Below are 15,348 nucleotides of genomic sequence, written 5' to 3'. Positions count from 1 at the left end.
AAACAAAAAAAAACGCTTCAATCTTGCCTTATCACCGCAAAAAAGAAGCATTTTTTTAAACGATAATTACCTTTAATTTATTGGATGCCAGAAGACAACAAGCCAACTAATATCGTGTTTTCTAATCTTTAATCAAACCACAACGGCGGCTCATATACTGGCGTTATTGGCGTTAATATCGTGTTTTCTAATCTTTAATCAAACCACAACAACTATAATTTCAATAAAAAATACTTTGTTAATATCGTGTTTTCTAATCTTTAATCAAACCACAACAGCGTTACCGTTTTTTTGGAATTCGAGCCGAATATCGTGTTTTCTAATCTTTAATCAAACCACAACAGATGTTAAAGGTGGTGCGGCTGAACTAAAATATCGTGTTTTCTAATCTTTAATCAAACCACAACGAGCGAGAAACTCAAAAAGAGGAAACCAAAATATCGTGTTTTCTAATCTTTAATCAAACCACAACATGTGATTGCGTTTCAAACCCACGGCATATAATATCGTGTTTTCTAATCTTTAATCAAACCACAACAACGACGGGATGATGTTACGTAAAGCGTTAAATATCGTGTTTTCTAATCTTTAATCAAACCACAACAAGCAAACCTTTCAAAACAATCATTTAGCTAATATCGTGTTTTCTAATCTTTAATCAAACCACAACAAAGCAATCGGTGTTATCGGTGGTGGGTTTAATATCGTGTTTTCTAATCTTTAATCAAACCACAACACTTTTTGTTGCATGGTGGTTTTTGGTTTAATATCGTGTTTTCTAATCTTTAATCAAACCACAACACAACGGCTATGCTGAAGTTAGGTGGCTAAAATATCGTGTTTTCTAATCTTTAATCAAACCACAACAAATAAACCTGGTATGTTATCAAACTCAATAATATCGTGTTTTCTAATCTTTAATCAAACCACAACATAGATACTGAAACTTCAAAAACACCTGATAATATCGTGTTTTCTAATCTTTAATCAAACCACAACGAGTAATTAGTGACGCTTCAAAACTTAATCAATATCGTGTTTTCTAATCTTTAATCAAACCACAACGAGGTAGGTATCCGTAACAATATGATAATGAATATCGTGTTTTCTAATCTTTAATCAAACCACAACAGCAAAGACCAAAACATCTTTAACCTATACAATATCGTGTTTTCTAATCTTTAATCAAACCACAACACCAATTTGTAGGTATATTTTTTTAGGTAAATATCGTGTTTTCTAATCTTTAATCAAACCACAACAGAAGTCGCGGATGCCCATAATAATTTATAATATCGTGTTTTCTAATCTTTAATCAAACCACAACGAGATACGCCATAGATAGGATGTATATTTAATATCGTGTTTTCTAATCTTTAATCAAACCACAACTTACGAATAATAGCACCGTTTAAAGCGTCAAATATCGTGTTTTCTAATCTTTAATCAAACCACAACTGCTGTGTGTTCGCAGTGTGACCAATAGCAAATATCGTGTTTTCTAATCTTTAATCAAACCACAACATGCAAACACAAAACCCAAACAGTTTGGAAAATATCGTGTTTTCTAATCTTTAATCAAACCACAACTTCGAATTATAGCACCGTTTAAAGCGTCAATATCGTGTTTTCTAATCTTTAATCAAACCACAACCGGCAATTGAAGTGCTTAATTTACATGGCTAATATCGTGTTTTCTAATCTTTAATCAAACCACAACGCAAACACTTTATTAATAGGTGTAGTACCAATATCGTGTTTTCTAATCTTTAATCAAACCACAACATTATGGATAATATAAGTATCTGTTTTGGAATATCGTGTTTTCTAATCTTTAATCAAACCACAACAACGAGGCCGTAAGGGAACTCAGAAAGAAAATATCGTGTTTTCTAATCTTTAATCAAACCACAACTAATGAACGCGGAACTCTACTCGACAGCCGAATATCGTGTTTTCTAATCTTTAATCAAACCACAACACATCACGAAGTGCGGTGCTTGAAGCGGTAAATATCGTGTTTTCTAATCTTTAATCAAACCACAACAAAATCTCGCTTCGCTCAATTTTGTTGTGGTTTTTTCAGATGTTTAAGATTATTCTTATGTCAAAGAACTTTTTTTGAATTACTATTATAATTTTTTTATGTTCCCTGAAACAGAAACTTTTACTTTTATAGGATTAAATGTTAACCAACCCGTTTTACCTTCTCCAAAACTTTGAACTCTTTTGAAAACTTTGGAATTAGTATCTTTTATCTGGGTGGAATCACTATTTAATCTAAATTCATAAAAACCAGATGATAATGTTTGAACTTTGAACAAATGCTCTTTTAATAATTTATAATCTAAATTTTCCCAATCAATTTCATCTTCATTTAATCCTAACAGAAACATATCATTAATTTGCATGGTGGTAACTATTTCTTTTCCATCTGCTGGTAATTGATAAACTGGAAAACCTTTTCGCTTTCGTTCTACAACTGTCCAAAACGTTACAACGTCTTCTTTTAAATTGTCTTTTTCATCTTTATAAATTAATACATGGTGGTTATTTCTTGGGTTTACCCATTGGTTTACATCATCTTTTAGTTTTTCGGCCCCACCTATATTCTCTCGCATTCTTATCTTTAAAACAGGAACTGGTTTGCCGTTTTTATTTGGAAGGAATATTTGAGGTTGTTTTGTTCCATTTTCATCAATAACAAAAAATGTTTCTGGTGGTATTTTACCTTTTACAAAACCCCCAAGAAAATGAATACGTTTGAAAATTATTTGTTTAATGGTTTGATCTACAACTTTATCTAATTGTTTTTCTGTTGTCAGATTATCAATTGGTTTTCTAACATGAAATGCTTCTTCTCTATGTGGTGATTGTCTTTTGCCAAAAACAGTCTCTTTATGCAATTGCCCACGAGCTGCAACACCACTATTTTTATGCGTGACACCATTTTTCTTGGTAGTATGTGTTCTAACCGTTAGAATAGATTTTGTTTTTTTATGCGAAACCAATATTTGCTCAACTGCTTTTTCAGCATCTTCTCTAAAAGTTTTCCATGGTTTAGTGAAATTATCAAGATCGTAACTTCTATCATACCTATTCCATTTACTCAATTCTTGCAAATGACTCCTGGTAGCACATGCCATGACCAAAGCATCAATGGCATGATGGCGATGGTCTTCTCTTGTTTTTGCATCATCTTCTTTATTTAAAACAGTATTAAGCCCCCAATGATGGCGCAAATTTGAAGTCATTTGCCCTGGTGCCACCATCACATTATCACATATTTTTGATAAATAATTTTTAGCTTCTTTACTTATGTAACGTGTATCATTTAGTTGTCTGGTAATAAAATCTGAATCATGTTTTTGCCTCACAAATTGTTTAAACTTAATATAGGCATTTGGATAATTGGTCTTGTTTTTAAAACAGCTTAACGCTTGTAGTTTGATGTCGTTCCATTTTTGTTCGCCTTGTTTGCTATAAAACTCATAAGGTGTTAAATCTCCTTTAGCTCTGTTTTCATTAGCAAAACATAAAGTTTTGTTCATAAAGCTATCGTTTAACGAACGACTCCATGGATAAATATGCTCAATCTGAACTTCGCCACTAAATAATTGGTTTACCTCAATGAGCTTCCCTGTATACGGACAAGTTCTGTTACATTCTTCCCATAGTTTATATTTTAAAATATTAACATGAGTTGGGCGTTGACCAATATAATCTAACTCAGCCTTTATTCTATCGTTTTGCTTTTCTAAAAACTGCTGTTTTCTTCGTGTTTCATATCTATTTTTTTTAGATGATTTTAAATCGCGAGCAAGCTCTACTTTTATTTCATCTAGTTTTCCATAGTCATCAATAATCTCATTTACTAATTTCCTGATTTCAAAAAGTGCCGTAATCACTACTGGGTTTTTAACACTTTGTATTTCTTTATCTGCATTAGGATTTACTGGAAGCCTATCTAAAATTTTATTAGTTTCTATATTACTACTATGGTGATAAAGTTTAGCCAATTCCTTTTCTGTTAATTGGCACTCCTTTTTTAACATATTTTTTAAAGGCTCTATATAACCGCCTTTAAGATTGGAACGAACGATTTCTGGAACATTGTCTAATATAAATTGGTCGTACAATTCCCATTTATCTCCTAAAGCATTTTTAACACCTCCCAATCCAACTGCTACATCGTAGGCAAAACCCAATTTTAAGAATGGAAGGATGTTATTGATAGCTTTTCTACTTAAATTGGCATAACCATCCTTTAAATTGAATTTTGATATTTTCTCTGCTTTATCTTCAGTGAAATTCCATTTATCAATAGCATATTGTTTTAGTTTGTCTCTATCGTCAAAACTGTAAAGCACATGCCAAATATCTTCTTGTTCTTTTTCTAAAAATTCAAACCATTGTTTCCCAAAAAACTTTTTGTTTGAAAGGTTACTTATGGAATGGCTTCCGTATATTTTGTCATCGTCTTTATAATTGAATTGGTAGTGACCATCTAACTTCCCAATAGTTTTTCTTATCTCTTTGAAATTTACTTTTTCTTTTGAAAACAAAAGCGAAACAATCCTTTCTCGGTCGTCGTCAGAAATTTTTACTTGCTCGCCAGCCAAATCACATTTTAAGGTGTTGAGCCACTCGTAAATACGCCGTTTCTCATTAGGTATGGCACTAATTTGGCATTTTGTTTTATTGGGTTCAAAAGTACAATGACCAATCAAATGCTTTTGAGAACGTAATGGTCGCTGGTGAAACAACACGCCATCTTCTGAATAACCATCCGTTTTCCGACCTCCTAAAATGGTTTTTAATTGGTAAGTAAGCGTATTGTGAAATTGTTTTTGCTGTTCCCAAATGGCCTCAAACTCATCAATATACATCTGTCGTGTTGTATACCTATTCCTAATGCGCTCTCTATCGCCAGAATATGGCTCGTTATCTTTTGGATAAATGTTATGAAGGTACGTACCAAGCGTTTGGTTGTTTTTAATATTATCAGCCGTTTCAGCTATACCTATCTTACCAGACTTTGCATCGCCTTTAAAAATCACGCTTTTTTCATTGTTTTCTGCGCCAGCACTTCTGCTGTTGCTTTGAAATCCACGACGCTGAATTATATGATAAAAGATTCTTCCCAACTCTTCTAAATTCACTTTTTCTGCGAGAGCTTTTGCCCTTAATTTATAAGGATTTAATTTTAGCCACTCTTGAAGATTTTTATCCTCATAAATTTCTTTTTGATTCCAAATTTTGACTAAAGAATAATCAATTGGACACATATTGTTCTTCGCAAGTTCTCTTAACAGATAGCGTTTACGTAAACGACGCCTAAAAAATTGCCGGCGTGTACCTCTATTATCAGTCCTACTTGCATTTTTTGAAGCTTCTCTACCTTCGCCTTCCCCCAAATTCACAACACCTTCCGGAAATATTCGACTTCCCATTCCCAAAATATCTTGTTTTTCATCATCGACAATCGCCCAACCAATCGAGTTCGTCCCCAAATCCAATCCTAATATTTTACTCATTTTTCAACAATTTTAAAAAAACTAAAACTACAAAAAAACGAAAGAAAATACTACGATTTCATCTTTGTAAAAAAGAAATCTTTTTATTACATTTGTTTTAGATTAAAATTTCTAATCTTTAATCTTATCACAATAAGGCTATATGCCGTAGATGAAAATCTTGAGTCCTGCTTCGGTGGGACTTTTTTATTTTTTGATATAATTAGCAACTACAAAACAATGCACCTACCTTTCATAAAAAACGAAAAGTTATTAAAAAGAGTTTTGTTAAAAGGATACTTCGACTGCGCTCAGCATAAGCGATTCACGCACTTTTCGTAAAAAAACGAAAAGTGGTTCTCTGAGATACTTCGACTGCGCTCAGTATAAGCGATTCACGCACTTTTCGCGAAAAAACGAAAAGTGGTTCTTCTAAAAAGAGTTCAATTAACGGGATACTTCGACTGCGCTCAGTATAAGCGATTCACGCACTTTTCGTAAAAAAACGAAAAGTGGTTCTCTGCTTACATATTGCGTCTGTACTGCCCACCCACTTCAAATAGGGCTGAAGTAATTTCACCTAAAGAGCACACTTTACAAACATCCATTAAAGCTTCAAAAATATTTTCATTATTTATGGCCTTGTTTTGAAGGTCTTTTAATAACGCTTTTGTATCATTGGCCTTATGTAAATTCTCTAAGGTTTTAATTTGAAATTGCTTTTCATCTTCAGTGGCACGAATCACTTCTTTGGGAATAATGGTTGGTGATCCTTTTGAACTTAAAAACGTATTTACCCCAATAATCGGAAAATCGCCATTGTGCTTCAAGGTTTCATAATACAAGCTCTCTTCCTGTATTTTACTGCGTTGGTACATGGTTTCCATAGCTCCTAAAACGCCACCGCGTTCCGTAATTCTATCAAATTCCAAAAGCACTGCTTCTTCAACCAAATCGGTTAATTCTTCAATAATAAAAGAGCCTTGTATGGGGTTTTCGTTTTTAGCCAGTCCTAATTCTTTATTAATAATCAACTGAATGGCCATAGCACGACGAACCGATTCTTCGGTTGGTGTGGTTATCGCCTCATCGTAGGCATTGGTATGCAACGAATTACAGTTGTCGTAAATCGCATAAAGCGCTTGAAGTGTGGTACGGATATCGTTAAAATCAATTTCCTGGGCGTGCAAACTTCGTCCGGAGGTTTGAATGTGGTATTTTAACATTTGTGCCCTGGCATTGGCGCCATATTTATGCTTCATGGCTTTGGCCCAAATTTTACGGGCAACACGACCAATTACCGCGTATTCTGGGTCGATACCGTTTGAAAAGAAAAACGATAGGTTCGGACCAAACTTATTGATGTCCATGCCTCGGCTTAAATAATATTCCACGTAAGTGAATCCGTTGGATAAGGTTAATGCCAATTGGGTAATGGGGTTTGCACCCGCTTCGGCAATATGGTACCCGGAAATGGAGACCGAATAAAAATTACGCACGTTATTCTCAATAAAATATTCTTGTACATCACCCATTAATCGCAGCGCGAATTCCGTAGAAAAAATACAGGTGTTTTGTGCTTGGTCTTCTTTTAAAATATCGGCTTGAACGGTACCGCGAACTTGAGCAATCGTGTTCTTTTTAATTTCTGCATAAACATCTGCTGCTAACACTTGATCTCCGGTAACACCCAAAAGCATTAAACCTAAACCATTGTTTCCTTCGGGTAATTGGCCATTGTATTTAGGTCTTTCTTTGCCTTTATAAATCTTAGCTATTTTAGCTTCAACCTCGGTTTCCAAACCATGCTCTTTAATATAAAGTTCACATTGTTGATCGATGGCAGCATTCATAAAAAAGCCCAACAACATAGGTGCGGGACCATTAATGGTCATACTTACGGATGTCATCACATGTGCTAAATCAAAACCAGAATAGAGTTTTTTAGCATCGTCTAAACAGCAAATAGAAACGCCCGCATTTCCAATTTTACCATAAATATCCGGACGCAAATCCGGGTCGTTGCCATAAAGCGTTACACTATCAAAAGCGGTGGACAAACGTTTGGCTGGCAAACCTGCACTTACATAATGAAAACGCCTGTTGGTACGTTCCGGACCACCTTCGCCAGCAAACATTCTGGCAGGATCTTCTCCTGTTCTTTTAAACGGATACAGACCTGAGGTATACGGAAATTCACCCGGAACATTTTCTTGTAAACACCACTGTAAAATATCGCCCCAAGCCTGGTATTTTGGTAAAGCTACTTTAGGGATTTGCACATGCGAAAGCGACTCGGTATGTGTTTCAATTTTAATTTCCTTATCTCTTACCTTGAACGAATAGATGGGATTCTTGTATTTGTTTACTTTTCCATCCCAGCCAGTAATCACTTCCCAATTGTATGGATCTAAATTTAATTTTACGCTATCGAATTCTGCGAAAAGCAGTTTAATAAAATCTTTTTTATCATCTTGAACAGCTTGAAGAATCTCATCCTGATTGATTCCAAATTTATTCAAATGAGATTTCTCACTTTCGTTCGAAATAAGAGCAACGCTACAAATCGTTTTATAAATACCGTAGAGTTTTTGGGCTACCTCAACTTGCTTTTTTGCTTTATTATCATAGGCGCGATTACTCTCTGCAATTTCAGATAAATAACGTGTTCGTGAAGGAGGAATGACAAAAATCTTTTCGCTCATTTCTTGAGAAATCGCGAATGTCGACTTTAAATTGGCATCCGTCTTTTCAACCAATTTATCCATAACAGCTTTATAAAGCGTGTTCATTCCCGGGTCGTTAAACTGAGATGCGATGGTTCCAAAAACAGGTAAATCGTCTTTATTGACTTCCCAAAGTTGATGGTTACGCATGTATTGCTTTTTCACATCGCGCAGGGCATCAAGCGAACCTCGTTTATCAAATTTATTGATAGCAACTAAATCCGCAAAATCCAACATATCGATTTTCTCCAATTGCGTGGCAGCACCAAATTCTGGCGTCATCACATACAACGACACATCGGAATGTTCAATAATTTCGGTATCGGATTGCCCGATTCCTGAGGTTTCCAAAACAATCAAATCGTATTCGGCCGCTTTTAAAACCTCAACGGCTTCATTAACGTGTTTCGATATGGATAGGTTAGACTGGCGGGTTGCCAAACTGCGCATATAAACGCGTGGCGAGTTAATGGCATTCATTCTAATTCTATCGCCTAAAAGCGCGCCTCCAGTTTTGCGTTTTGAAGGGTCGACAGAAATCAGTCCCACGGTTTTCTCTGGAAAATCGATTAAAAAACGACGTACCAATTCATCAACCAAAGATGATTTTCCTGCACCACCGGTTCCTGTAATTCCCAAAATGGGAGAAGCCCCACCTAACCTCCCCGTAGGGGAGGAATTTACCGAGCTAAAAACTTCCTCAAACTCCGAATGTCTATTTTCTGCTAAAGAAATCAAACGAGCAATTGTATTGACTTTTTTGTTTTTAAGAGATTCTTTAACCCCCTCCCCTTGGGGGAGAGCTGGAGTGGGGCTATCTGACTCCTTTACCAAATCGTTAATCATGCCTTGCAAGCCCATTTCACGACCATCATCGGGCGAATAAATACGCGTAATGCCATAGTCCATCAAATCCTTGATTTCGCTAGGAAGAATAACACCGCCGCCGCCGCCAAAAATCTTGATGTGTCCTGCGCCTCGTTCTTTGAGCAAATCAAACATATACTTAAAATACTCGTTGTGCCCACCTTGATATGAGGTTAAACAAATGGCGTTGGCATCTTCTTGAATGGCCGTGTTTACAACTTCTTCAACGCTGCGATCGTGACCTAAATGAATCACTTCAACACCAGTTGCCTGAATAATGCGCCGCATGATATTTATGGAGGCATCGTGCCCATCAAAAAGCGATGCCGCGGTTACAATTCTAACTTTATGTTTTGGTTTATATGGAGTCGCTTGTATCATTCTTAAAGAATCTTGGGTTTTGAGTGGCAAATTTACGGAATATTCAAAAAATTAGGTCATTTATATTGAATTATCTAAAGCTTAAAGGTCCAAATATTTTGCTATTCACCTTTAAAATGTGACTTTTTTATTTTGGCGGTGTCTTAACATAAAACATCAATAAAACCTAAGCAACTAATTAGGCCATTGAAGTTTTACCCAAAGGCATCTGCTCCCTAGATGCCTTTTTTAATGGCATCTTTTTTAAAGCTACAACCCGTAAACCGCACCTTGTTTGGCAAAACGGAACCCTAAATTTTGAATGCTATCCTTTAATCTGTGATTATCTTTTAAAGTGGGATTGGTATGGTTAAAATGAATAAACTGTATTTTGTTTTTCGTTTCTTTTGATTCGTTTTCAAACAGCGTTGTGGTTTCGGTGGTAAACGGATGCGGAATTTTGCTCATATCCCTTTCCAATTCGCCATCTCTAAAAAAGGAAGCATCTAAAAATGCATAATCTACTTTCTTAACTTCTTCAATAATATGACGTTTCCATTGTTCCCACTTATTAATATCGGGAATAAATAATGCCGATTTATTTTGTCCTTCAATTTTATAGCCTACCGTTTCGGAATATTCATCGCGATGCGGCACCAAAAAGGGCGTTACTTTTAATTTTGAATGCAATACAACTGTGGAATCATGCTGAAGCGGTTTTAATTCAATATTATTCAAACTTACCAATTGGCTCCACGGACCGTTATTTTCCAAATATGTTTTCATTTTTGGCATCGCATAAACCGGAATGTGATTTCCGCCCAAAGCCTCTCTTCCAAAATGCATCAATCCCGTGTAATGCCCAATATGCGCATGGGTTAAAAACACGCCATCAATCACCTTATCATTATCTAAATGTGCTTTAAGCAACTGCGTTTGCGCTGCAATATCCGGTGTGGCATCAAACAGCCATTTTTTGTTGGCATCTAAATCCACCAAACCTAAGCACGAAATTAATTTCTTTGGCTCTTCGCCATCATAAAAGGCTTTACAACAGGCTTTATCGCAATTAATTTGAGGAAACCCAGCATCTTGTGCAATGCCCAAAACCGTAATAAATTGTGTTGGTTTTTCGATTGGTTTCTCGACGTCTTTCTTTTTTATGGCTTCACAATTAAACAGTGCAACACAAAATATTAGGCATTGTATTTGGAATAACTTCATCTGTAAAAATATATCTTTGTTAAATATATAAAACAATAATTATGATTCGTAAATTATTAGCAGTCTTATTAATTATCAACCTAACGGCTTGTGCAGAATTACAAGAAATAGCCAAACAATTACCGCAAAACGGAAGCCTTGGAAATGCCGAAATAGCGTCTGGATTACGACAAACCCTGGATTTTGGAATAGACAAACAAGTTACCAAATTAACCCAAACCGATGGTTTTTATAAAAATGAATTGGTTAAGATTTTGTTGCCCGAAGAATTACAAAAGGTCGACAAAGCGCTTCGTGATATTGGTTTGAGCAAACTAGCCGACGAAGGTTTAAAAGTACTTAACAGAGCTGCCGAAGACGCCGTTAAAGAAGCCACGCCTATTTTTGTGAGTGCGGTGAAAGACATTACGTTTGCTGATGCCAAAACCATTTTATTGGGAAACGACGATGCCGCAACCCAATATTTAACCAATAAAACGCAAACCGCTTTATACCATAAGTTCAATCCGGTGATAAAAAATTCGTTTAGTAAAGTTGGTGCCGATGAGATTTGGAACAACCTGATAAACAAATACAACAACATTCCGTTTACTAATAATGTAAACCCCGATTTAACCGATTATGTTACCGGCGAAGCTTTAAAAGGCGTTTACACTATGATTGCTGTTGAAGAAAAAGACATACGTACCAAACTATCGTCGAGAACAACAGATTTGTTGAAGAAAGTTTTTGCTTTGCAGGATTAATAACATTCTATTGGTTATTGAATATTGAATATTGAATATTGAATATTGAATAAATCTACGCAACTCGTTTATACACCATCAAAAGCCACGGAAATATTTTTATTGTTTTTAATGGTTCAATCAGTTTATAAATAATTCGAAATGAACAAGGGGGAAATCTTATATTTATAAGATTCCTCCTCGTTTGTTTATCTGTGTACCCTCAACCAAATTATATTTTGATTTAAGTAACGTATTGAACGACAAATCGTGTATCAAAATTACTAAATATGAATAATCTGTATTAACAAATCATTGCAATATGTGTATTATTTTCATTTCACTTAAAAAATAACAGTTAGCTTCTTCATAGTTCAAAATAAAAAATGTATATTTAATAGCTTGATTTCCAGAACAGTAAAAAATGAATAGAATCGATATCATAAAAAGCAATCAAACAAAGCTTAATAAACGCTATAAGGAACTTGTTGAGCAAGCTTATAATTTTCGTCAAACAGATTGCGCTTTAAGCGATATTTCTGAATACAGAGCCATTAAACTTCTAAACAAACTTAACAGATTAAAATATCTGTCCAGGGATTTAACCCGAAATTCCTCTTAATTTAAGACCAAAAATTTTACAATTTTTTAACTTTTAGATGACATCTAAAAAACTGATTTTCACGTACTTTATATATAAACAAAGAACGTTATGAAACCACAGTTTTGTCGAGTTGGAAAAATTAAACCCAACCTCAGTAAATTAATTAGTTTAAAGGAATTGGAAACTAAAATTGCAAATTTTGTAGAGGATACTACAAAGCTTGAAACGCCTCAAGATTTAAGCGCAAGTTTTTAAAATATGCAAATGCTTTTGTAAGTCTTGAGCCGTACCATGAAAACATTTCTCCGTCTGCTATAACAACTTTAGCATTGGGATAGAATGCTTGCACCTCTTTTTTATGCGAATGGTTAAACGGAAAGGGTTCGGTGGATAATAAAACCACATCTACTTCTTTGTTTATTGCTGTGTTGTGAAGTTCTATTTCCGGGTAACGATTTTGGGTTTCGTAAACGTTTTTTAAATGATTTAACTCCAGCAAATAATTAATAAACGTATTGTTTGCAGCCACCATCCACGGATTTTTCCAAATAAAATAAGCCACTTTTAAAGTGGGTTTTTTTTGAATGAAGGTTTTAAAATCGTCCGTTTCTTTTTTAATGTGGTTTACAATTTTTTGAGCATCTTCATTTTTGTTGAAAAGTGTTCCGTATTGATGAATCAACTCCAAACTGTCTTCAATCGTAAAAATATCAGACACATGTGTATTGCATATTTGGGCGCAAGCCTCAACAATTTCTTTTGTGTTTTCTTCTTTGTTACAAAGAATAATATCTGGGTTTAAACTTCTTATTTTATCAATATGTATCTGCTTTGTACCACCAACTATGGCTTTCGTTTTTTTTAAGTGAACGGGGTGAACGCAGAATTTAGTTACCCCAACAATATTGGCTTCTAAACCCAAATCGACCAGCAATTCGGTTTGACTTGGCACTAAAGATACGATGCGCCTTGGTGTTGTTTTTAATTGAAGTTTACGTTGGAGTTGGTCTTGAATTTGTTTCGTCATTGCGAAGAAAATTTATAATTTTCTGTGGCAATCTTTCTATTATTTATAGAGACTCCCACATTTCGACTGCACTCAATGCAGGCTTTTATCATGCCTCGGAATAACGGTTCAATTCAACAGCCATTTCCTTTTGAAGCTCCAAGGCTTTTAAAGCAGCGGCTTCGGCAAAATCGCTTTCATTTGAAGCATAGATAATCCCACGGGAAGAATTAATAAGCAATCCCACTTGCGCATTCATGCCGTATTTACAAACGGCTTGAAGACTGCCTCCTTGCGCCCCAACACCGGGAACCAACAAAAAACTATCTGGAATAATTTGTCTAATATCTGCTAAATATTCAGCTTTAGTAGCGCCAACAACGTACATTAAATTCTGAGAATTCTCCCAAGTTTTCGAGGTTTCCAAAACCTGTTTGTACAACTCCTTTCCATCAATTGATTTGGTTTGAAAATCGAACGCCCCTTGATTTGAGGTTAAAGCTAAAAGAATAGTATGTTTATCCTTAAAAGCTAAAAAGGGTTCCACAGAATCTTTACCCATATAAGGCGCAACCGTAACAGAATCGAAGGCTAAATCCTCTAAAAAAGCTTTGGCGTACATGGTGCTTGTGTTTCCGATATCGCCGCGTTTGGCATCGGCAATGGTAAAAATTTCGGGGTGTTTTTCGTTTAAATAACGAATGGTCTTCTCTAAAGATTTCCAACCTTTCAATCCGTAAGCCTCATAAAACGCCGTATTGGGTTTGTAGGCTACGCATAAATGATGCGTCGCATCGATAATGGCTTTATTGAATGCAAAAATGGGGTCGTCTACTTTTAAAAGATGCGGTGGGATTTTATTCAAATCGACATCCAATCCTATGCAAAGAAAGGATTGCTTTTTTTTGATTTGGTTAGTTAGCTGTAGTGTAGTCATGTTTTTCTTGCCACGAATTCACAAATAGTTTGCATTTACTTACTCAAACGAAAAGCAATAGAACTTATTAGTGTATTAGTTGCTAAATTAGTTTTAAATAACATCATCATTGGCCTTTAACTTCTCTGTGTTTTCAGCCAACATCAATTCGTCTATTATTTTTTGAATATCACCATTCATAATATTGCTTAAATCGTAAAGTGTTAAACCAATTCTGTGGTCTGTTACACGCCCCTGTGAATAATTATAGGTTCTAATTTTAGCAGATCTATCGCCCGAAGACACCATGCTACCTCGCTTTTCGGCATCTTCAGCATTCTTTTTTGCCAACTCCATTTCGTATAAACGCGAACGCAACACTTTAAATGCTTTCTCCTTGTTTTTATGCTGCGATTTTTGGTCTTGACATTGGGCCACCAATCCTGTGGGTTCGTGCGTTAAACGTACCGCAGAATAGGTTGTGTTTACCGATTGCCCACCTGGACCGGACGAACAGAAAAAATCGATGCGCACATCTTTTGGGTCAATCTCTACATCAAACTCCTCGGCCTCCGGAAATACCATTACGGTAGCGGCACTGGTATGCACGCGCCCTTGGGTTTCGGTTTGCGGTACACGTTGTACGCGGTGCACACCGGCTTCAAATTTAAGCGTACCGTAAACATCATCGCCAGAAACCTCAAATTGGATTTCCTTAAAACCACCGTTGGTGCCTTCGCTAAAATCAACGGTATCAACCTTCCATCCTTTACTTTCGCAATATTTGGTGTACATTCTAAACAAATCGCCCGCAAAAATACTGGCTTCGTCACCGCCCGTACCCGCACGTAATTCTACTACGGCATTTTTAGCATCTTCAGGGTCTTTAGGTATTAAAAGAACTTTAATTTCTTCCTCTAACCTCGCGATGCCTTCCTTGGCTTCATCATATTGCATTTTGGCCATATCAACCATTTCTACATCACTTCCATCAGAAATAATCTCTTCAGCTTCAGCTAAATTATTGGTAAATTCTATATACTGCTCGCGCTTATCCATAAGAATTCGCAAGTCTTTGTACTCTCTATTTAGCTCGACATAACGCTTTTGGTCGGTAATAATATCGGGTTGGATAATTAAATCGCTAACCTCATCAAAACGTTGTTTTACTATTTGTAATTTCTCTAACATCTGCCTATTTTATTGGTAGCCAAAAATACGATAATTTATGAATTTTTAGTACTATCCTACAGTTCATATAATTGAATTATTAAAATATTTTTTTACCAAGTGCGTTATTTAAGTACTTGTGCAGCAATTATTTTCCATATTCGTTTTTTACAGACCACTCATTTTATGGTCTTTTGGCATAAATACATTTTTATCTTTTTTACAATATGAAAT

8 protein-coding genes and 1 CRISPR repeat array are annotated in these 15,348 nt (G+C 35.5%); of the genes, 2 read left to right on the top strand and 6 right to left on the bottom strand.

Annotated features, from left to right (window positions below; genetic code table 11):
• Nucleotides 1-108 precede the first annotated feature (108 nt).
• Nucleotides 109-2,047: a CRISPR direct-repeat array (repeat unit 36 nt; unit sequence AATATCGTGTTTTCTAATCTTTAATCAAACCACAAC).
• Between the two features lie 85 nt (nucleotides 2,048-2,132).
• From cas9 to RNZ47_RS09785, 3 genes are all read right to left on the bottom strand, one after another.
• Nucleotides 2,133-5,537 carry a type II CRISPR RNA-guided endonuclease Cas9 gene (cas9, locus tag RNZ47_RS09795; protein WP_311939405.1) on the bottom strand — a complete coding sequence of 1,135 codons (3,405 nt, stop codon included), beginning with the start codon at nucleotides 5,535-5,537 and terminating at the stop codon, nucleotides 2,133-2,135.
• 503 nt (nucleotides 5,538-6,040) lie between these two features.
• Nucleotides 6,041-9,490 carry a methylmalonyl-CoA mutase family protein gene (locus tag RNZ47_RS09790; RefSeq protein ID WP_311939403.1) on the bottom strand — a complete coding sequence of 1,150 codons (3,450 nt, stop codon included), beginning with the start codon at nucleotides 9,488-9,490 and terminating at the stop codon, nucleotides 6,041-6,043.
• Nucleotides 9,491-9,739: 249 nt separating this feature from the next.
• Entirely contained in the window at nucleotides 9,740-10,693 is a 954-nt protein-coding gene (locus RNZ47_RS09785; protein WP_311939401.1) for an MBL fold metallo-hydrolase, read from the bottom strand.
• Between the two features lie 41 nt (nucleotides 10,694-10,734).
• Between RNZ47_RS09785 and RNZ47_RS09780 the strand changes: the two genes are divergently transcribed.
• Together RNZ47_RS09780 and RNZ47_RS09775 are read left to right on the top strand one after the other, a co-directional pair.
• A complete protein-coding gene (locus RNZ47_RS09780; protein ID WP_311939399.1) occupies nucleotides 10,735-11,439 on the top strand; it encodes a DUF4197 domain-containing protein in 705 nt (234 codons plus the stop codon).
• Between the two features lie 403 nt (nucleotides 11,440-11,842).
• Nucleotides 11,843-12,040, top strand: a complete 198-nt coding sequence (locus RNZ47_RS09775) for a Lacal_2735 family protein (protein WP_311939397.1) — start codon at nucleotides 11,843-11,845, stop codon at nucleotides 12,038-12,040.
• Between the two features lie 193 nt (nucleotides 12,041-12,233).
• Here the strand turns inward: RNZ47_RS09775 and RNZ47_RS09770 are convergent, their stop codons facing one another.
• The 3 genes from RNZ47_RS09770 to prfA all read right to left on the bottom strand — a co-directional run bounded on the left by RNZ47_RS09770 (nucleotide 12,234) and on the right by prfA (nucleotide 15,135).
• Entirely contained in the window at nucleotides 12,234-13,049 is an 816-nt protein-coding gene (locus RNZ47_RS09770; RefSeq protein WP_311939395.1) for an ABC transporter substrate-binding protein, read from the bottom strand.
• A gap of 88 nt (nucleotides 13,050-13,137) precedes the next feature.
• A complete protein-coding gene (gene pyrF, locus RNZ47_RS09765; RefSeq protein ID WP_311939392.1) occupies nucleotides 13,138-13,965 on the bottom strand; it encodes an orotidine-5'-phosphate decarboxylase in 828 nt (275 codons plus the stop codon).
• Nucleotides 13,966-14,058: 93 nt separating this feature from the next.
• Nucleotides 14,059-15,135, bottom strand: coding sequence for a peptide chain release factor 1 (prfA, locus tag RNZ47_RS09760; protein ID WP_311939390.1), 1,077 nt, complete (start codon nucleotides 15,133-15,135; stop codon nucleotides 14,059-14,061).
• Nucleotides 15,136-15,348 lie beyond the last annotated feature (213 nt).

This window comes from Hwangdonia seohaensis, assembly GCF_031932625.1.
Lineage (GTDB): Bacteria > Bacteroidota > Bacteroidia > Flavobacteriales > Flavobacteriaceae > Hwangdonia > Hwangdonia seohaensis.
This window is presented reverse-complemented; position numbering and strand designations above follow the sequence as displayed.